The organism is Rhodococcus sp. 06-221-2 (assembly GCF_002258365.1).
Classification (GTDB): Bacteria; Actinomycetota; Actinomycetes; order Mycobacteriales; family Mycobacteriaceae; genus Rhodococcoides; species Rhodococcoides fascians.
In genome coordinates this window covers 35,699-52,949 of sequence record NZ_NOYJ01000030.1, presented here as the reverse complement: position 1 = coordinate 52,949, position 17,251 = coordinate 35,699, and the positions used below count along the sequence as shown (strand labels likewise).

Annotated in this window: 22 protein-coding genes; 16 read left to right on the top strand and 6 right to left on the bottom strand. The window is 65.0% G+C overall.

Features of this window, described 5'->3' with window-relative positions:
• Positions 1-14 precede the first annotated feature (14 nt).
• The 3 genes from CH281_RS26935 (at position 15) to CH281_RS16435 (ending at position 2,950) form a co-directional block, all read left to right on the top strand.
• On the top strand, positions 15-182 hold the full coding sequence (locus CH281_RS26935; RefSeq protein WP_155288449.1) for a hypothetical protein: 168 nt from the start codon (positions 15-17) through the stop codon (positions 180-182).
• A gap of 64 nt (positions 183-246) precedes the next feature.
• On the top strand, positions 247-2,550 hold the full coding sequence (secA2, locus tag CH281_RS16440) for an accessory Sec system translocase SecA2 (RefSeq protein WP_094694850.1): 2,304 nt from the start codon (positions 247-249) through the stop codon (positions 2,548-2,550).
• Complete coding sequence (locus CH281_RS16435; RefSeq protein ID WP_052074051.1) at positions 2,543-2,950, top strand: META domain-containing protein; 408 nt, start codon at positions 2,543-2,545, stop codon at positions 2,948-2,950. The genes secA2 and CH281_RS16435 overlap by 8 nt, the downstream gene beginning before the upstream one ends.
• Here CH281_RS16435 and CH281_RS16430 read toward each other — a convergent pair.
• A complete protein-coding gene (locus CH281_RS16430) occupies positions 2,937-3,533 on the bottom strand; it encodes a TetR/AcrR family transcriptional regulator C-terminal domain-containing protein (RefSeq protein WP_094694848.1) in 597 nt (198 codons plus the stop codon). The genes CH281_RS16435 and CH281_RS16430 overlap by 14 nt on opposite strands.
• 125 nt (positions 3,534-3,658) lie before the next feature.
• Here CH281_RS16430 and bioB point away from each other — a divergent pair, with 125 nt between their 5' ends.
• Genes bioB through CH281_RS16415 form a run of 3 tightly spaced genes read left to right on the top strand, consistent with a single transcriptional unit; the run spans position 3,659 to position 5,501 of the window.
• Complete coding sequence (gene bioB / locus CH281_RS16425; protein WP_032370319.1) at positions 3,659-4,651, top strand: biotin synthase BioB; 993 nt, start codon at positions 3,659-3,661, stop codon at positions 4,649-4,651.
• Positions 4,652-4,673: 22 nt separating this feature from the next.
• On the top strand, positions 4,674-4,898 hold the full coding sequence (gene bsaP, locus CH281_RS16420; RefSeq protein ID WP_032382834.1) for a biotin synthase auxiliary protein BsaP: 225 nt from the start codon (positions 4,674-4,676) through the stop codon (positions 4,896-4,898).
• Positions 4,899-5,501: a DUF2567 domain-containing protein gene (locus CH281_RS16415; protein WP_094621171.1), complete on the top strand. Its 603-nt coding sequence runs from the start codon at positions 4,899-4,901 to the stop codon at positions 5,499-5,501.
• A 13-nt stretch (positions 5,502-5,514) separates the two neighbouring features.
• On the opposite strand, the gene CH281_RS16410 is transcribed toward CH281_RS16415, so the two are convergent.
• Positions 5,515-6,213: an NUDIX hydrolase gene (locus tag CH281_RS16410; RefSeq protein ID WP_032406822.1), complete on the bottom strand. Its 699-nt coding sequence runs from the start codon at positions 6,211-6,213 to the stop codon at positions 5,515-5,517.
• 79 nt (positions 6,214-6,292) lie between these two features.
• Between CH281_RS16410 and nadA the strand changes: the two genes are divergently transcribed.
• The 4 genes from nadA to CH281_RS16390 are packed head-to-tail and all read left to right on the top strand — an operon-like array spanning position 6,293 to position 10,201.
• Entirely contained in the window at positions 6,293-7,351 is a 1,059-nt protein-coding gene (gene nadA / locus CH281_RS16405; RefSeq protein WP_048318691.1) for a quinolinate synthase NadA, read from the top strand.
• Positions 7,348-8,916 (top strand): L-aspartate oxidase, encoded by a 1,569-nt coding sequence (locus CH281_RS16400; protein WP_032387817.1) that lies wholly within the window; start codon positions 7,348-7,350, stop codon positions 8,914-8,916. The genes nadA and CH281_RS16400 overlap by 4 nt, the downstream gene beginning before the upstream one ends.
• Position 8,917: 1 nt before the next feature.
• Positions 8,918-9,793 carry a carboxylating nicotinate-nucleotide diphosphorylase gene (nadC, locus tag CH281_RS16395; RefSeq protein WP_032368081.1) on the top strand — a complete coding sequence of 292 codons (876 nt, stop codon included), beginning with the start codon at positions 8,918-8,920 and terminating at the stop codon, positions 9,791-9,793.
• A gap of 33 nt (positions 9,794-9,826) precedes the next feature.
• A complete protein-coding gene (locus CH281_RS16390) occupies positions 9,827-10,201 on the top strand; it encodes an RNA-binding S4 domain-containing protein (RefSeq protein WP_032368080.1) in 375 nt (124 codons plus the stop codon).
• Between the two features lie 51 nt (positions 10,202-10,252).
• On the opposite strand, the gene CH281_RS16385 is transcribed toward CH281_RS16390, so the two are convergent.
• Positions 10,253-11,236 (bottom strand): LysR family transcriptional regulator, encoded by a 984-nt coding sequence (locus CH281_RS16385; RefSeq protein ID WP_094694846.1) that lies wholly within the window; start codon positions 11,234-11,236, stop codon positions 10,253-10,255.
• A 78-nt stretch (positions 11,237-11,314) separates the two neighbouring features.
• On the opposite strand from CH281_RS16385, the gene CH281_RS16380 reads away from it, so the two are divergent.
• Complete coding sequence (locus CH281_RS16380; protein ID WP_027497299.1) at positions 11,315-11,731, top strand: DUF5997 family protein; 417 nt, start codon at positions 11,315-11,317, stop codon at positions 11,729-11,731.
• Here CH281_RS16380 and CH281_RS16375 read toward each other — a convergent pair.
• From CH281_RS16375 to rhtB, 3 genes are read right to left on the bottom strand one after another with little or no spacing between them, the layout of a single operon-like run.
• The gene (locus CH281_RS16375; RefSeq protein WP_032370323.1) at positions 11,728-12,111 is read right to left on the bottom strand and encodes a YchJ family protein; all 384 of its coding nucleotides are present in this window, start codon (positions 12,109-12,111) and stop codon (positions 11,728-11,730) included. The two genes, CH281_RS16380 and CH281_RS16375, sit on opposite strands and share 4 nt — an antisense overlap.
• Positions 12,108-12,272 (bottom strand): hypothetical protein, encoded by a 165-nt coding sequence (locus CH281_RS26930; RefSeq protein WP_169879459.1) that lies wholly within the window; start codon positions 12,270-12,272, stop codon positions 12,108-12,110. Before CH281_RS26930 ends, CH281_RS16375 begins: the two co-directional genes overlap by 4 nt.
• On the bottom strand, positions 12,269-12,895 hold the full coding sequence (rhtB, locus tag CH281_RS16370; RefSeq protein WP_094694844.1) for a homoserine/homoserine lactone efflux protein: 627 nt from the start codon (positions 12,893-12,895) through the stop codon (positions 12,269-12,271). Before rhtB ends, CH281_RS26930 begins: the two co-directional genes overlap by 4 nt.
• 83 nt (positions 12,896-12,978) lie before the next feature.
• On the opposite strand from rhtB, the gene CH281_RS16365 reads away from it, so the two are divergent.
• The 5 genes from CH281_RS16365 to hisB all read left to right on the top strand — a co-directional run bounded on the left by CH281_RS16365 (position 12,979) and on the right by hisB (position 17,203).
• Positions 12,979-13,446 carry an SRPBCC family protein gene (locus CH281_RS16365; RefSeq protein ID WP_027497296.1) on the top strand — a complete coding sequence of 156 codons (468 nt, stop codon included), beginning with the start codon at positions 12,979-12,981 and terminating at the stop codon, positions 13,444-13,446.
• Between the two features lie 49 nt (positions 13,447-13,495).
• Positions 13,496-14,014 (top strand): DinB family protein, encoded by a 519-nt coding sequence (locus tag CH281_RS16360; protein WP_027497295.1) that lies wholly within the window; start codon positions 13,496-13,498, stop codon positions 14,012-14,014.
• An 89-nt stretch (positions 14,015-14,103) separates the two neighbouring features.
• Positions 14,104-15,456, top strand: coding sequence for a histidinol dehydrogenase (gene hisD, locus CH281_RS16355; protein WP_027497294.1), 1,353 nt, complete (start codon positions 14,104-14,106; stop codon positions 15,454-15,456).
• Entirely contained in the window at positions 15,453-16,583 is a 1,131-nt protein-coding gene (locus tag CH281_RS16350) for a histidinol-phosphate transaminase (RefSeq protein WP_027497293.1), read from the top strand. The genes hisD and CH281_RS16350 overlap by 4 nt, the downstream gene beginning before the upstream one ends.
• On the top strand, positions 16,580-17,203 hold the full coding sequence (gene hisB, locus CH281_RS16345) for an imidazoleglycerol-phosphate dehydratase HisB (protein WP_027497292.1): 624 nt from the start codon (positions 16,580-16,582) through the stop codon (positions 17,201-17,203). The genes CH281_RS16350 and hisB overlap by 4 nt, the downstream gene beginning before the upstream one ends.
• The last annotated feature ends 48 nt before the right edge of the window (positions 17,204-17,251 follow it).

Here is a 17,251-nt window from a genome sequence, read left to right as displayed (position 1 = left end):
TCTCGATATTCGGAGTGGCGATCACCGCGTTGGCCGTGACGGCTGGGGGATGCGCCGCCATCTCCGACCCGCAGCAGACCCGAGACTTCTTCGCCCGGGGCCAGTCCTACTACCGCTCGCGCAGAATCGCAGTGGCTGTGCCGCTCGACATCGCAGTGACAACGCCGCTCGACGCGGGGTAGTGGGCAATCGGCACTCGGTACTGTGGGAAAGAAGATCACGTACTTTCTCGAGTAGGGATGACAGATGGCTGTGGGCTCCGACCGATTCTGGCGTGTACTCGGCCGCTCTGCGCAGAAGGCGCAGAGCGCGTCGCGTCGGCGCGTCGAGCAGGCCGGAGACCATGCGAGCTGGGCTTCGGGCTTGTCGGACGCCGAATTGGTCACCGAGGCCGCTGCGTTGCGGGCCCCGAGCGCATCGAAACTCGACGTTCCGCGGTACCTGGCGTTGACGCGTGAGGCGAGCGACCGCACGCTCGGCATGCGACCGTTCGACGTACAACTTCTGGGAGCCGAGCGACTTCTCGCCGGTGACGTGGTGGAAATGGCGACCGGCGAAGGAAAGACGTTGTCCGGGGCCGTGGCTGCGGTGGGATACGTTCTGTCCGGTCGCAGGGTTCACGTCATCTCGGTCAACGACTTTCTCGCACAACGTGATGCGCGGTGGATGGCCCCACTGTTCGAGGCTCTGGGTATCACCGTCGGTTCCATCGCCGAGTCGTCCTCGGCGCAGGAACGTCGTGACGCCTACGCGTGCGATATCACCTACGCGTCGGTCAACGAGGTCGGATTCGATGTTCTCCGTGACCATTTGGTCGACGATCGTGCCGATCTGGTGTCGCCCATCCCGGATGTCGCACTGATCGACGAGGCCGACTCGGTGTTGGTCGACGAAGCGTTGGTGCCGTTGGTGTTGGCCGGCTCGGTCTCGGGTGACGTGTCGACCTCGACGGTGATGGACGCAGTCCGCCTGTTGGACAAGGGGATCGACTTCGACACCGATGCCGAAGGACGCAATGTGTTCCTCACGGACGAGGGCGCGCTTCGGCTCGAGAAAGAACTCGGCGGAATCGATCTCTACTCCGAACAGCACGTCGGATCGACCCTCGTTGCGGTCAATGTAGCGCTGCACGCTCAGGTGCTGGTGCAACGCGATGTCGACTACATCGTGCGTGACGGACGTGTTCAGCTGATCAACGCTTCCCGTGGCCGAGTGGCGGACTTGCAGCGTTGGCCGGACGGGTTACAGGCGGCCGTAGAGATCAAGGAGGGGCTCGAGCCCACCGAGACCGGTGAAATTCTCGACACGATCACGGTGCAGGCGCTGATCAACCGGTATGCCACCGTATGTGGAATGACCGGCACGGCAATGGCGGCGGGGGAGCAGCTGCGTACGTTCTACGGGCTCGGCGTCTCGGTCATCGAGCCGAACGTGCCGACGGTGCGGGTCGACGAGGTCGACCGGGTGTACGACACGGTCGAGCACAAGAATGCCGCAATTGCGCAGCAGGTCAAGGAAATTCACGAGACCGGGCAACCGATACTCGTCGGCACGCACGATGTCGCGGAGTCGGAGACGCTGGCGGCGATCCTCGCGGAATCCGGTGTGGACGCCGTCGTACTCAACGCCAAGAACGACGCCGAGGAGGCCGCGGTCATTGCTGCCGCCGGAGTGCACGGCGCGGTCACCGTCTCGACGCAGATCGCCGGGCGCGGAACCGACATCAAGCTCGGGGGACCGGAGGGGACCGACCGCGACCGCATCGCCGAGTTGGGTGGGCTGTTCGTCGTCGGCACCGGCCGCCACACCACCGAGCGGCTCGACAATCAATTGCGAGGACGTGCGGGCAGGCAGGGCGACCCGGGCCGTTCGGTGTTCTTCGGCAGTTGGGAGGACGACGTCGTCAAGAACAACATCGGTGACAAGGACGCACCGAAAGGCATCGACGACAGCGGCCTGTTCACCTCTGCCGCCGCAGCCGATCGAGTCGATCATGCCCAGCGCATCGCCGAAGGACAGATGCTCGAAATACACTCGCGTACCTGGCGCTACAACCAACTGACGGCGCAGCATCGGGAGATTCTGGACCGTCGTAGGGCAGCGTTGCTGGACACCGGAGAGGCGTTGGCTCTGCTCGAGGAGCAGTCGCCGACGCGATCGAAGGAACTTCGCGAGAACGTGTCGGAGGAGACCCTCGTGGTGGTCGCGCGCCGAATCGTTCTTCACCACCTCGACCGCGCGTGGTCGGACTACCTAGCGCACCTGGCCGACGTGCGCGAGAGCATCCACCTCCGTGCGCTGGGTCGCGAGAATCCACTCGACGAGTACCACCGAATTGCGGTCGAGGCCTTCAAGACTGTCTCCGCCAAGGCCATGGATCTGTCCCACGCGACATTCGAGTCGGCCGAGATCACCTCCGACGGAATCGATCTCGACAATGCCGGTATGCGCCGACCGACGTCGACGTGGACGTACATGGTGCACGACAACCCGTTTGCCTCCCGCGGAAATGCCGGTGCGGCCGGTCTGGGGCCGATCTTCGGTGGCTGACGCGCGCCGGGCACTGCTCGCTCTCGCCTGTGGCGTGAGCGTGTTGGCCTCGGGCTGCACCGATTCGTACGGGGAATTCCCGGCAGACAAGAATTACACCTCCGTCGATGCCGACGGTTCCTACACCCCGGTCTCGGGTACGACGATCCGGCTCGAGTTCGCCGACGACCGCATCTCGGCCGAAGCCGGATGCAACAGGTTGTTCGGCACCGTCGACACTTCGCTGGGGACGCTCACCGTCGATTCCCTGGGTGCCACGCGTATGGGGTGCCCGGCCGAGCTCATGGAGCAGGATCGGTGGCTGTCGGAGTTTCTGTCCTCGAAGCCGAAGTGGTCCAGAGAAGACGACACGATGACTCTGGACAACGGACGCGACCGAGTCGTGTTCACCGAATCGTGACGGAGCGTGGTTCGGACGCGGCGTGGCGCACGCCGTCCAGAAAGAGTCGGAGACCGAAGTCGAATTTGCTGGTGGGATCGGGGCGCTCGAACATCGGGGACGCGTCGGCGGTCAGCGCCCCGGCCGAGTCCATCTGGAGCCGAGCCTGTTCGTCCACGGTATGGCCGAGCACGTAGTACAGCAGCGTATCGGCGGTCAGTTCGGCGTCGACTCTGGGCAACCCGGCACGAATGCAGACCGCGGCGATGCGTTCACGGATGCGGTTGGTGGTGAGCCGCGAGGCGTAGGTCGAGGCGACCAGTTCGGCTCCGTCGCGCCGGGAGAGCAGCGCGTCGCGAAGTCGATGTGCGATCTGCGAGATCTGCGCGTCCCACAGTTCTTCCGTCGACGGTGCGTCGGCACCGGACAGTATGTGATCTGCGATCGCTCCCAGCAGCGTCTGCTTGTTGGGGAAGTGCCAGTACAGCGCTCCGGGTTGGACGTGCAGTGAGGTCGCCAGGCGGCGCATGGTCAGATCCGCGAGGCCGTACTCGTCGAGAATGGCTATTGCACCGTCCAGGACGTCCTGCCTGCGTAGCTGCACTTCCTACCCCTGCCGTTCGACGCGGTGTTTCGCTTTGACAGTAGCCGAGTGCGGTGCCTAACGTGAACGCCGTTCAACTTGAACGGTGTTCAATTCCGAGACCGTTCGACGACGAGGGGACCGGTATGGACATATTGCGTACGGCGCGCCTGCAGGTGCTCGACAACGGCATCGCGCTCGATCGATCCCAGGTGCTCGAGGTACTCGAGCTCGGAGAGGATCGTCTCGAAGAGACGATGCAACTGGCGCACGAGGTTCGGATGCGATGGTGCGGACCGGAAGTGGAGGTCGAGGGGATCGTCAGCCTCAAGACCGGAGGCTGCCCCGAGGACTGCCACTTCTGCTCGCAGTCGGGCCTGTTCGCCTCTCCGGTGCGGGCGGCCTGGCTCGATATTCCGTCGTTGGTCGAGGCGGCGAAACAGACCGCGAAGACCGGAGCCACGGAGTTCTGCATCGTGGCCGCAGTGCGGGGTCCGGACGCTCGACTGCTCGCGCAGGTCGCCGCGGGAATCGAGGCCATTCGCGGCGAGGTCGACATCGACATCGCTTGTTCGCTGGGCATGCTCGACCAGGATCAGGTCGACCAACTCGCCGCAATGGGTGTGCACCGCTACAACCACAACCTCGAGACCTCGCGGTCCTACTTTCCGAACGTGGTCACCACCCATACCTGGGAGGAACGCTGGAACACACTGCGGATGGTCCGCGAGGCCGGCATGGAGGTCTGTTGCGGAGGCATCCTCGGTATGGGCGAGACGCTGGAGCAGCGAGCTGAGTTCGCAGCCGATCTCGGCGCTCTCGAACCCGACGAGGTTCCCCTGAATTTCTTGAACCCACGTCCCGGAACGCCGTTCGGAGATCTGGACGTGCTGCCTGCATCGGATGCGTTGCGAGCCGTTGCCGCCTTCCGGCTGGCCCTGCCGCGGACGATTCTTCGATTCGCGGGCGGCCGCGAGATCACTCTCGGTGATCTCGGAGCTCAGCAGGGAATTCTGGGCGGCATCAACGCGATCATCGTCGGAAACTACTTGACGACGCTCGGTCGTCCCGCCGAGGAGGATCTCGATCTTCTCGGGGAACTGCAGATGCCGATCAAAGCGTTGAACTCGACGATCTGATGCGCGTATTAAGGTGGGTCGAATGACGAGCGAGAGCCGGTACGACCCGCACACCGGTCGGCCTGTCGAGGTCGGTACGGATGCGGGGGCACCGTCGTTCTCGGTTGCCGTCGGTCTCGGGCTGGAGCCGCCGAGGTACTGCGACCGGTGCGGTCGCAGGATGGTGGTGCAGATCGTGCCCGACGGATGGACGTCGGTGTGCTCGCGGCACGGCCTGATCGATTCCGCCGCGACGGGCAGGCGTTAGGTGACGACCTCGTCTGCCGTCGAGACTCCGGAGCGGCGTCGAACGCTTCGCTTTGTGGCTCTGGTCGGCGGTGTGACGATCGCGCTGTCCGCCGTCGGCGGTCTGCTGTGGGGATTCCTGGCACCGAGCCAGCAGTTGCTCGTCGTCGCGCAGGACAGAGGAGCAACACTGACCGGGGAGAGTCTGCATCGATTCGACGCTCTCGCCCTGTTCGTCCTCGTCTCGTTCGCTCTCGGCATTCTCGTGCCGATCGGGTGGTGGCTGTGGATTTCCCAGCGGGGTCCACGGCTGTTCGTGGCCGTGTTCGTCGGGTCGTTCGTCGGCTCGATCGCAGCAGTGCTGGTGGGCAACGGCGTTGCGGCGCTGCGATTCCCGAGGGCGGACGAGCCGGCCGTCGGATCGATCGTCCGGGTTGCACCGAGTATCGACACGCCAACGGCACTGATCGTGCAGGCGCTGACGGCGTCGTTGGTGATACTGCTGCTCGCGGCGATGAATCCCAACGACGATCTGCAGCCCCCCGATTCCGATCCCGAGCTCGACGAGATCGAATTCGACGTCGCTCCGCCGCCGCCGTCGTTCGACTCGCGGGTGCCCGACTGACGGCGGATCTCGTTCATGCCTGTGGTGGCCGCAATGCCGCGAACTCGTCGGTGACGCGAATGCTGTTGTCGGCGAACCGGAACAATGCTGGAGGCCGTCCACCCGCTCGACCCGACGGTGCACGCCGTCCGGTGGGTTCGATGACGCCGCGGCGGCTCAGTACCCGTTGCAGATTGGTGGCGTCGACCTGATAGCCGAGGGCTGCGCCGTAGATTTCGCGAAGCGTCGAAATCGCGAATTCTGCAGGAGCGAGGGCGAATCCGATGTTGGTGTACGACAGTTTGGCGACCAGTCGATGCCGTGCGTGCTCGACGACCGTTCCGTGATCGAACGACATGGCGGGCAGCTCCGACACCGGGTACCAGGTCGTATCCGCGGGCAGGGTCGGCTCGGCCGCGATCGGTACGAGGCCCAGAAACGTCGACGCGATTCGGCGATCTCCCGGCACTCTGTCGGGCTCGCTGAAGATGGACAGCTGCTCGAGGTGTGCCACCTTGCGTACGTCGACCTTCTCGGCGAGCTGTCTCCGCGCGGACGTGGCCAGGTTCTCGTCGTCGCGCAGGGTGCCCCCGGGGAGTGACCAGGTGCCCGCCTCGGGGTCGAGTGCACGCTGCCACAACAGGACCGCCAGTTCAGGGGTGTCGGGGTCGGAAAAGACCCGAACTTGGAACACCGCAATGAGTACTTCGTGGACGGTGCTACGATGAATCATGTTTTCGATCATAAGTCGAAAACTCCCTCGGAGGAAATTCGGTCACCGACGACCGGATGATCGGTGAAGGAGAACCGTCATGACCAGCAGCGCTACCCAGGTGAACTTCCTGGACTCGGCTTTCGCCGGAGTCCGCGACATCGTCGATGGAGCCGGTGGTTACGGGGGAGTCGACGCGTCGGCTGAATGGGCCGCGGAAGTGCGACGGCTCGCCGATCTGCGAGGCGCGACCCTGCTGGCGCACAACTACCAGCTGCCTGCGATTCAGGACGTTGCCGATCACGTGGGTGATTCGCTCGCGCTCTCGCGTATGGCCGCCGAGGTATCCGAGGACACCATCGTGTTCTGCGGCGTGCACTTCATGGCCGAGACTGCCAAGATCCTGAGCCCGCAGAAGACGATCCTGATCCCGGACCAGCGTGCGGGTTGCTCGCTCGCCGACTCGATCACTGCCGAGCAGTTGCGCGAGTGGAAAGCAGACTTCCCGGATGCCGTCGTCGTCTCCTACGTCAACACGACCGCTGAGATCAAGGCGCTCACCGATATCTGCTGCACCTCGTCCAACGCGGTCGAGGTCGTGCAATCGATCGATCCGAGCCGCGACATCCTCTTCCTGCCCGACCAGTTCCTCGGGGCTCATGTCAAGCGCGTGACCGGGCGCGAGAATCTGCACATCTGGGCCGGTGAATGCCACGTCCACGCAGGCATCAACGGCGACGAGCTCGCCGAGAAGTCTCGGACCCACCCCGATGCGGAGCTGTACGTGCATCCCGAATGCGGTTGCGCCACCTCGGCTCTCTACCTCGCCGGCGAAGGATTCGTGCCCGCCGACAAGGTCAAGATCCTTTCCACCGGCGGCATGCTCGACGCGGCCCGCGCCACCGAATCCAAGCAGGTTCTGGTCGCCACCGAGATCGGGATGCTGCATCAACTCCGCAGGGCTGCACCCGATGTCGACTTCTTGGCCGTCAACGACCGCGCGTCGTGCGGATACATGAAGATGATCACGCCCGCCGCGCTGTTGCGCTGCCTCGTCGAAGGGCGCGACGAGGTCCACGTCGACCTCGAAACGGCGAACATCGCCAGCAAGTCGGTGCAACGCATGATCGAGATCGGCACACCCGGCGGCGGCGAGTGAACCCGTCGGTCGCCTGGGAAACCGCGGCCGACCTCGTCGTCGTCGGCGGCGGAATCGCCGGACTGACCGCGGCTCGCACGGCCGCCGCTCGCGGCCTGCGCGTGCTGACGGTCAGCAAGGGCAGTTCGGTCGATACCGCGACCAAGTATGCGCAGGGCGGAATCGCAGTCGTCGGCACCGATCTCGGCGACTCGATCGATGCGCACGTGTCGGATACCTGCGCAGCAGGCGCGGGCCTGTGCGACGAGGATGCGGTGCGTTCCATCGTCTCCGGCGGCCGCGCGGCGATCGCGTCGCTCGAAGTCGCCGGCGCACATTTCGATCGTGCGCCCGACGGTTCGGTTTCCCGCACCCGAGAGGGTGGCCACAGTGTGCGCCGAATCATCCATTCCGGCGGCGATGCCACCGGAGCGGAGGTACAACGCACACTGGACTCCGCAGTGCCATCGGTGGAATTCGACACCACGGCGCTGCGTGTACTGACCACCGACGGCGCGGTGGCCGGACTCCTCGTGCGCGGGCCTCGCGGTGTCGGCGTCGTTCGCACTCCGACGGTGTTGCTCGCGACAGGCGGCCTGGGACAACTGTTCTCGTGCAGTACCAACCCGGCCGGTGCCACGGCCGACGGCATTGCACTGGCACTCGATGCGGGCGCACGGATCGCGGATCTGGAGTTCGTTCAGTTCCACCCGACCGTGCTGTTCGCCGCAGGGTCGACGGGCCGTCGCCCGCTGATCAGCGAAGCGGTGCGCGGAGAGGGTGCCCGCTTGGTCGATGCCACCGGCCGCGCATTCATGGACGGTGTTCACCCCATGGGCGACCTCGCACCACGCGACGTGGTCTCGCGTGCCATCGCCGAGTTGCTGTACCGCAGCGGCGACGACCACGTGTTGCTGGACGCCCGTCGCGTGGAGCACGTGCGTGAGCGTTTCCCGACCGTGACGGCATCGTGCCTGGACGCCGGAATCGATCCCGCAACGGATCTCATCCCCGTGGCACCCGCCGCGCACTACTCGTGCGGGGGAGTCGTGACCGACACGTTCGGACGGACGTCCGTCTCGGGATTGCTCGCTGCGGGTGAGGTGGCGCGCACCGGGCTGCACGGTGCCAACCGGTTGGCGTCGAACAGTCTGCTCGAGGGTCTGGTGGTCGGCGAACGCGCTGCGCTCGTCGCCGCGGAGCGGGTCGGAACCACGGTCGCCGTGTCCGATACCGCGCTGCCTGTGTACCGGCGGATCGATCGCGCGGTACTGCAGCGAACCATGACCACGGACGTCGGTGTCGTCCGCGATGCGTCCGGTCTTGCGGCGGCACAGGACGTGCTGGCACACGGCGTGGTGTCGGAACCGCCGGTCGACGGCGTAGCGGTCGAGGATGCCGCCCTGACGGCAGCGGCAGACGTGATCGTGCTGGCTGCGGCGCACCGCCGAGAGAGCCGAGGGTGTCACACCCGACGGGATTTCCCGGACAGCATGCCCGAGTACCGACGGAGCCTGTATGTCGAACGCGACGACGACGGACGACTGACGATCGTGAACGATGACGTGATGACGGGAGCAAGCTGACATGACCGGTACTGCCGACGAAGTGAACCCGGGAGTCGACCGCGACGAGGTTCTCGCACTCATCCGCACCGCGCTCGACGAGGATCTCCGGTACGGGCCGGATATCACCACCATGGCAACGGTTCCCGAGGACGCCGTGGCCACGGCGTCGGTGGTGTCTCGACAGTTCGGCACCCTCGCGGGCCTCGATGTCGGACTGCTGGTTCTCGACGAGGTGATCGGTTCGGGCGCGTACTCGATCCGCCACAGGACCGCCGACGGATCGAATGTCGAACCCGGACAGGCTGTTCTGACGGTCGAAGCTCCCACCCGTGGATTGCTCACCGCCGAGCGCACCATGCTCAATATCGTCTGTCACCTGTCGGGTATCGCAACCGCCACGGCCGGCTGGGTCGCCGAGGTCGCAGAGACCGAGTGTCGCATTCGAGACAGTCGAAAGACGTTGCCCGGACTGCGATCGCTACAGAAGTACGCGGTACGGGCGGGCGGCGGGGTCAACCATCGGATGGGTCTCGGTGACGCCGCGCTGATCAAGGACAACCACGTCGCGGCGGCCGGCTCCGTCGTCGCTGCCCTGCGAGCCGTGCGGGCCGCTGCGCCGAACATCGCCTGCGAGGTAGAGGTCGACAGTCTCGAACAACTCGACGAGGTGCTCGCCGAGAACGTCGAACTCGTTCTGCTGGACAACTTCGCGCTGTGGCAGACGCAGATGGCGGTGCAGCGCCGCGACAAGTTCGCGCCGGACACCAAGTTGGAATCCTCGGGTGGACTGACCGTCGACGTGGCTCGGGATTACGCGCGTACGGGGGTCGACTTCCTGGCGGTGGGCGGTCTGACACACTCGGTGACAGTGCTCGACCTCGGCCTGGACATGTAGCCGAGCCTCACGATTCGAGAAAGACGTTCGAAGATGGAATTGCAGAGTGCCCGTCTGGACAGCTGGATCTGGGCGGTGCGACTGTTCAAGACGCGGTCTGCCGCTGCCGCAGCCTGTCGCGGTGGGCATGTCCGCGTCAACGGCACCCCCGCAAAGCCCGGCCAACGGGTCGGGCCGGACGACGAGATCCGGCTGCGCGTGGAGGGCGTGGAGAAGATCGTCGTCGTCGTACGTGCCATCACCAAACGCGTCGGCGCGTCGGTGGTAGCCGAGTGCATGATCGATCGCAGTCCGCCGCCGCCACCGAAAGAGGTTCTGGCGTCGGTTCCCCGACGCGACCGCGGAACGGGCCGTCCGACCAAGCGTGATCGACGTGACATCGATCGGCTGCGGCTGCGCCCCTCGTGAGTGTTGTGCGTACCTCCGGGGGCGCACAACGCGCTCGAGGGCGAAGCCCGGCTAGCGTCTCTTCCCGCTGCGGCGTGCGTTCGTTTTGGTCTTGACGACCGGTCGAGCCGGTTTGGAGGGCTGCGCCTTCTTCTTCTTGACGGGCGCGTCGTCGGACGATCCGCGTGAACTTCGCGTGGACCGGCCCCGCACGATGCCGATGAATTCTTCGATGCGGTCGTCTTCCCGCTCCGCCACCCAGGCCAGTGCGATCTGTGTGTGCTCGACGTCGGTGACCGGGCGGTACACGAGATCTTTGCGAGCGTTGAATCGCGCAACCGAGTGCGGGACGATCGCCACGCCCAGCCCAGCGGCCACGTACTCGAAAGTCTCCGCTGTGCTGGTCATCGGTGGCAGTGCGGGACGATCGCCGGTGCTCAGTTCTGTTGCAACAGCAGCCCATTCGGGCACCGTGGTCGGATCGGCGAGCAAGTGTTCGTCGGCGAGGTCGAGAGCTGTGACCGAGTCGAATGCTGCGACCGCATGGTCTTTGGGCACCACCACGACCTGGACTTCCTGGTACAGCCCGATGGCGTTCAGACCTTCACGATCGATCGGCGGCCTGACGAAGCCGACGTCGACCGTTCCATCACGCAGATGAGACACCTGCGTGTCCGGAGTCGTGGCCACGACGGACAAGGCGACATCGGGAAACCGATCGGCCCAGATTCGCGTCCACTTGGTCAGTGTTACGCCCTCGGCGTATCCGATGGTGAAACTGCGCGGCTCGCCGGCAGCAACCTGTGCAACCTCCGAACGCCGATCGTCCTCGGCGATCTCGACCAACGCGCGTTCGAGCAGATCGCGTCCGTCGGCGGTGAGTTCGGTGGGGGAGGCACCCGGCACGAACAGGTCGACGCCGAGCAACTCTTCGAGTTCCACCACGGTCTTGCTGAGGCGGATTCGGGAGATTCCGAGCGACTGAGCAGCGCGGGCGAAATGCAGTTGTTGCGCCACTGCCGCATACCAGCGCAGTGTCTGCACATCGATGTTCACGGAGTCGAGCCTATGGGACGGTGCACGAAGCGCGGGACGGTGGCGTCGGGACCGCCGATTGCCGGATAAGCTGGTCCGGTGAGCCCGGAGAACAAACAGCAGACCATGAAGCCATTGACCGCGGCGAACAAGCTCGGCATCTATCTACCCGCAGCGCCGGAAGAGTTCCAGAACTCGATGATCAGCAGATCCGACCTGGACGCCCTGCGCAGCGATCCGCCGCAGTGGCTGACCGACTTGCAGACCGACGGACCCTTCCCCCGCGACGTGATCGCGAAGAAGCTCGACGTGTCCATCGCCGGATTGGCACGCGGCGGAGTCACCGAAGCGTTGACCAGTGTGGAGATCGAGGAACTGATCGCCAGCCCACCGCAGTGGCTGGTACGCGAGCGTCGGACTCAGATCCAGGTTCGCAAGGATGCCGAGCGCATCAAGGAGAAGCAGGAAGCGCGTCGCACCGCGGGCAATCGGCCCACGAAACTACGCAACCTCTAGGGAGCGACGACTCCGTCGAGGTAGCGCCACCGGCCGTCGACCCGGACGAAACGGCTGATCTCCGACATCGTGCCGGCACCGTCGGGATGCTTGTACCGTGCCTCGAACTGCACGGTGCCGGTCTCGTCGAAAAGTCCGCCTGCGTCGGCAGCGAGGACGTCGAGCCGATACCACCGTTGGTCGGGGTCCAACTCCAGCTCAGCCGGAGCGGTGTCGGGATGCCAGGACGTCCGCAGGTAGGCGACGTCGCCGACGGCAAACGCGGTGAAGCGCGAGCGCATCAGCTTCTCCGCCGTCGGTGCATCGACGGGGCCCGTCAGGTACGGCTCGCAACACGCATCGAACGTGTCGCCGCTCGAACACGGACACCGTGTACTCACTCGTCGACCTCCACTTCGACTGTGTACGTGCCGAGTTCGTGCTCGTCCCGCTTACCCACGTCCTGAATCCAGGTGTTGGCTTCGAGCAGAGTGTCGAACAGCCCCAACGGAATCGGATCTCCGCCGAGCGCATTCTTCATGATCACGCGGTATTTCCTCATGGGGTCACCCTTCGTACCGTGGCCAGAAATGTTGCGGCGGCAAAGAACAGGCCGGCGAACGTGCGGTTCATGGTCTTCTGCTGACGGTGGGACCGCATCATGCGGAGGACTCGCGATGCCAGAGAGGTGTAACCGGTCATCACCAGCATGTCGACGACGACCATGGTCGCCGCGATGGCGAGATACTGGGTGGTCAGCGGCCGCGCTGGGTCGAGAAACTGGGGCAGCACAGCGACCATGAACACGACGGCTTTCGGGTTGCTCGCGTTGACGAGAAATCCTCGCGCGAGCATCGTCGTGCCTCGATCCGCCACCGCGGGGGCGTCCGCTACTTCGGACGGAGCCGACCGCCACTGGCGAATGCCGAGGTAGACCAGATAGGCGACACCGAACCACTTGATCGCGGTGAAGGCCAGGGCCGAATTGGCCAGGACAGCACCGAGTCCGACTGCGACGATGCCGATCTGGACCAGCAGGCCGATCTGCAGCCCGAAGATGTTCCAGTAGCCGCGGCGCAGGCCGTAGCGCAGACCTGTGGACATCGACGCGATGGCTCCGGCTCCGGGAGACAGACTGATGACGATGCTCGCGCCGAGGAAGGCGAGCCACACTGACCAGGACATGTGTTCATTGAACTACGCCCGTCAATTCGCATTCTGCGCGGTGGCCGGGTGTCGATACGGTCATTGCGGGGTAGACGCTGCAGATGGCAGACATCAGAACCATCGACAGCGGTCCCCAGCAGGTCACGAGACAGACCGAGGTTCGGGCACCGGCAGCCGAACTGTTCGACATCGTGGCCGATCCCACCCGGCACGGCGAGCTGGACGGATCCGGCACAGTCAAGGACACCGTCCGTGGACCCGAGAGGCTGAGCAGCGGCGCGAAATTCTCCGTCGGCATGAAGCAGTACGGCGTGCCGTACAAGATCACCAGCACCGTGACCGAATTCGTGGATGCGGATCGACACAAGATCATCGAGTGGCAGCACCCGATGGGCCACAGCTGGCGCTGGGAATTCGAGGAGAAGCAGCCGGGCCTGACCACTGTCACCGAGAGCTTCGTCTACGGCACCGCCAAGGTTCCGAAAATGCTCGAGTTGTTCAAGATGCCGCAGAAGAATGCGCAGGGCATCACGAGCACACTGCACAATCTGGCTGCTCGTTACGCCTGACCTCTCGGACAGCCCGTGGCGGTACGGGCCCTGCTCTACAGTGACCCGCATGCCGATCGAACCCGATACCAAGAACTGGACGTGGGTCCTCGACAGTGCCTGCCCCGACTGCGGGTTCGACTCGAGCTCCGTCGAATACGACGCCGTACCCGCGTTGATCCGCGCTGACGTGGATCGGTGGATCGCAGTGCTCCGTCGCGAGGACGCGGCAGTGCGTCCCGACGATTCGACATGGTCGGCGCTCGAATACAGCGCACATGTTCGGGATGCACACCGCATATTCCGCACTCGGTTGGCGCTGGTGCTGACCGAGGACGATCCCGAGTTCGACAACTGGGACCAGGACGCCACGGCCGTGGCCGAGAACTACAACGCGCAGAATCCGGCGACGGTGGCGTCGGAACTCGGGGAAGCGGCACATGCGTTGGCCGACGCCTTCTCGGCTGTGCCGCCGGAAGACCGTGATCGCAGAGGGCGACGCAGCGACGGTTCCCACTTCACCGTCGAAACTCTGGCGGCCTACTACATTCACGATCCCATCCACCATCTGTGGGACGTGCGGGGCTGAGCCGAATTCGGTGGAACTATCCTGGTGGTTCGGACAACACTGATTCGACCGAACCCCGGCACCGAACCGACTCCACGAAGGGGCCCACTATGCCTGCCCGCATCGAGCTCGCCCGCGTCGATCTACGCGGACGAACTCCATCCACTGCCGAACTACGCGGCGCTCTTCCCCGAGGCGGAGTGGATGTCGATTCGGTGCTGCACCAGGTTCGGCCCGTCGTCGACGCCGTCAAGGAACGTGGGGCCGACGCGGCCCTCGAGTTCAGCGAGAAGTTCGACGGAGTCCGACCGGACCGCGTTCGGGTTCCGCAGCAGGAATTGGTTCGAGCTCTCGACGAGCTGGACCCGGCCGTCCGGGCCGCCCTCGAGGTCGCGATCGAGCGAACCCGACTGGTGCACTCGGATCAACGCCGCACCGACCACACCACCCAGGTGGTGCCCGGCGGCACGGTGACCGAGCGCTGGATTCCGGTCGATCGCGTGGGTCTCTACGTGCCCGGTGGCAACGCTGTGTACCCGTCGTCGGTCGTGATGAACGTGGTGCCTGCGCAGATCGCTGGCGTCGGTTCGCTGGTGGTGGCGTCGCCGCCGCAGAAGAACTTCGGTGGATTACCCCACCCGACGATCCTGGCGGCCGCGCAGCTCCTCGGAGTCGACGAGGTCTGGGCCGTCGGCGGCGGTCAGGGCATCGCTCTGCTCACGTACGGCGGTGTCGACACCGACGGCGAAGAACTGGCACCGGTCGATCTGATTACCGGCCCGGGCAACATCTACGTCACGGCGGCCAAGCGACTGTGTCGTTCGCTTATCGGAATCGACTCCGAGGCAGGCCCTACCGAGATCGCGATTCTCGCCGACGCCACCGCAGACCCGATCCACGTGGCAGCAGACCTGATCAGTCAAGCCGAGCACGACGTGATGGCCGCCAGTGTGCTGGTGACCGACAGCCTCGAACTCGCCGATGCCGTCGACGAGGCTGTCAATGCGCAGATGGCGTCCACCCGGCACGCGGAACGCGTCACCACGGCGCTGAGCGGTAGCCAGTCCGGAATCGTTCTGGTCGACGACGTCACACAGGGCCTGGCCGTGGTCAACGCCTATGCGGCCGAACACCTGGAGATTCAGACGAAGGACGCGTCCGACGTCGCCGCTCGCGTGCGCAGCGCCGGCGCTGTATTCGTGGGGGCGTGGTCACCGGTCAGCTTGGGTGATTACTGCGCCGGGTCGAATCACGTACTGCCGACGGCCGGGTGCGCTCGGCATTCGTCCGGCCTGAGTGTGCAAACGTTCCTGCGGGGGATCCACGTGGTGGACTACAGTGAGGCCGCGCTGAAAGACGTTGCTGCGCACGTCATCGCGCTGGCCAACGCAGAAGATCTCCCGGCTCACGGTGAGGCCGTTCGGCTGCGTTTCGAGGGGTTGCGTACCGGTGGTGAATCATGAGTGATGCTCTGGGGCAAGCGATTTCGCTCGACGACCTGCCGTTGCGCGAGGCGCTGATCGGCAAGTCGCCGTACGGCGCGCCGCAGCTCACCGTGCCGGTTCAGTTGAACACCAACGAGAATCCACACCCGCCGACGCAGGCACTGATCGACGACGTCGCCGAATCGGTGCGTATCGCCGCGGCGCAGTTGCACCGGTATCCGGATCGCGACGCGGACGACTTGCGAGCTGACCTGGCGCGGTATCTCACCGGGCAGACCGGCTTTGCGGTCGACACTGCCAACGTGTGGGCGGCCAACGGCTCCAACGAGATTCTGCAGCAACTCCTGCAGGCCTTCGGTGGGCCGGACCGTACCGCGCTGGGTTTCGTGCCGTCGTACTCGATGCACCCGATCATTTCGTCGGGGACTCAGACCGAGTGGATTCCGGCGCAGCGTCGGGCGGATTTCTCTCTCGACGTCGACTACGCAGTGCAGGCGATCGAGGAGCGTAAGCCGGACGTCGTGTTCGTGACCAGCCCCAACAATCCGACCGGGCACAGCATCGACGAGGCAGACCTACGTCGAATCCTCGACGCCGCACCGGGAATCGTCGTGGTCGACGAGGCGTACGCCGAATTCTCCTCGGCGGCAAGCGCAATCGGATTGATCGAGAGCTACCCCAGCAAGATCGTCGTCAGTCGGACCATGAGCAAGGCGTTCGCGTTCGCCGGCGGACGGCTGGGATACCTCGTTGCGGCCCCGGCCGTGATCGACGCAATGCTGTTGGTGCGCTTGCCCTATCACCTCTCGGTGGTCACGCAAGCTGCCGCTCGGGCCGCGTTGCGGCACGCCGACGACACCCTGGCGAGCGTGGCCGCATTGTCGGCCGAACGCGATCGCGTTGCCGAAACGCTCGTCGCACAGGGGTACGACGTGGTGCCGTCCGACGCCAACTTCCTGCTCTTCGGCCGGTTCTCCGATGCGGCCGCCACCTGGCAGCGGTACCTGGACGACGGCGTGCTCATCCGGGACGTCGGAATTCCCGGGTATCTGCGTGTCACCATCGGACTCGCTCACGAGAACGACCGATTCCTTACCGTCAGCTCGGAACTCGCATCGACCGAAAGAGCAGAGGCACTGCAGTGACCACACCCGCTCCCCGCATCGCCAAGATCGAGCGCACCACCAAGGAATCCGACATCTCCGTCGAGCTGAACCTCGACGGCACCGGCATCGTCGACATCTCCACCGGCGTGCCGTTCTACGACCACATGCTCACTGCCCTCGGCACCCATGCCCGCTTCGATCTCACCGTGCGGGCCAAGGGCGACATCGAGATCGAGGCGCATCACACGGTCGAGGACACTGCGATCGTGCTCGGGCAAGCGCTGGGACAAGCCCTCGGCGACAAGTCCGGCATCACCCGCTTCGGCGACTCGTTCATTCCGATGGACGAGACACTCGTGCATGCGGCGGTCGACGTGTCCGGCCGTCCCTACTGCGTGCACACCGGCGAGCCGGACTACATGGTGCACTCGGTGATCGGCGGCTACCCGGGTGTTCCGTACTCCACCGTGATCAACAAGCATGTGTTCGAGACCTTGGCGTCCAACGCTCGGATCGCGTTGCATGTCCGCGTCATCTACGGCCGCGACCAGCACCACATCACCGAGGCGGAGTTCAAGGCCGTCGCTCGGGCGCTGCGTCAGGCCACCGAATACGACCCTCGGGTCACCGGAATTCTCTCCACCAAGGGCAGTCTGTGATCGGTCGAGCGGTGCTCGTGCGTTGAGTGGTCTGAGTTCGATTCGTGG

Excerpts from the sequence above, each read along its gene's own strand:
- rhtB (WP_094694844.1), bottom strand. The coding sequence starts at position 12,895 with ATGTCCTGGTCAGTGTGGCTCGCCTTCCTCGGCGCGAGCATCGTCATC.
- CH281_RS16360 (WP_027497295.1), top strand. The coding sequence starts at position 13,496 with ATGCCGATCGAACCCGATACCAAGAACTGGACGTGGGTCCTCGACAGT.
- hisD (WP_027497294.1), top strand. The coding sequence starts at position 14,104 with ATGCCTGCCCGCATCGAGCTCGCCCGCGTCGATCTACGCGGACGAACT.
- CH281_RS16410 (WP_032406822.1), bottom strand. The coding sequence starts at position 6,213 with ATGATTCATCGTAGCACCGTCCACGAAGTACTCATTGCGGTGTTCCAA.
- nadC (WP_032368081.1), top strand. The coding sequence starts at position 8,918 with ATGACCGGTACTGCCGACGAAGTGAACCCGGGAGTCGACCGCGACGAG.
- CH281_RS16365 (WP_027497296.1), top strand. The coding sequence starts at position 12,979 with ATGGCAGACATCAGAACCATCGACAGCGGTCCCCAGCAGGTCACGAGA.
- secA2 (WP_094694850.1), top strand. The coding sequence starts at position 247 with ATGGCTGTGGGCTCCGACCGATTCTGGCGTGTACTCGGCCGCTCTGCG.
- bsaP (WP_032382834.1), top strand. The coding sequence starts at position 4,674 with ATGACGAGCGAGAGCCGGTACGACCCGCACACCGGTCGGCCTGTCGAG.
- nadA (WP_048318691.1), top strand. The coding sequence starts at position 6,293 with ATGACCAGCAGCGCTACCCAGGTGAACTTCCTGGACTCGGCTTTCGCC.
- CH281_RS16390 (WP_032368080.1), top strand. The coding sequence starts at position 9,827 with ATGGAATTGCAGAGTGCCCGTCTGGACAGCTGGATCTGGGCGGTGCGA.
- CH281_RS26930 (WP_169879459.1), bottom strand. The coding sequence starts at position 12,272 with ATGAGGAAATACCGCGTGATCATGAAGAATGCGCTCGGCGGAGATCCG.
- bioB (WP_032370319.1), top strand. The coding sequence starts at position 3,659 with ATGGACATATTGCGTACGGCGCGCCTGCAGGTGCTCGACAACGGCATC.
- CH281_RS16350 (WP_027497293.1), top strand. The coding sequence starts at position 15,453 with ATGAGTGATGCTCTGGGGCAAGCGATTTCGCTCGACGACCTGCCGTTG.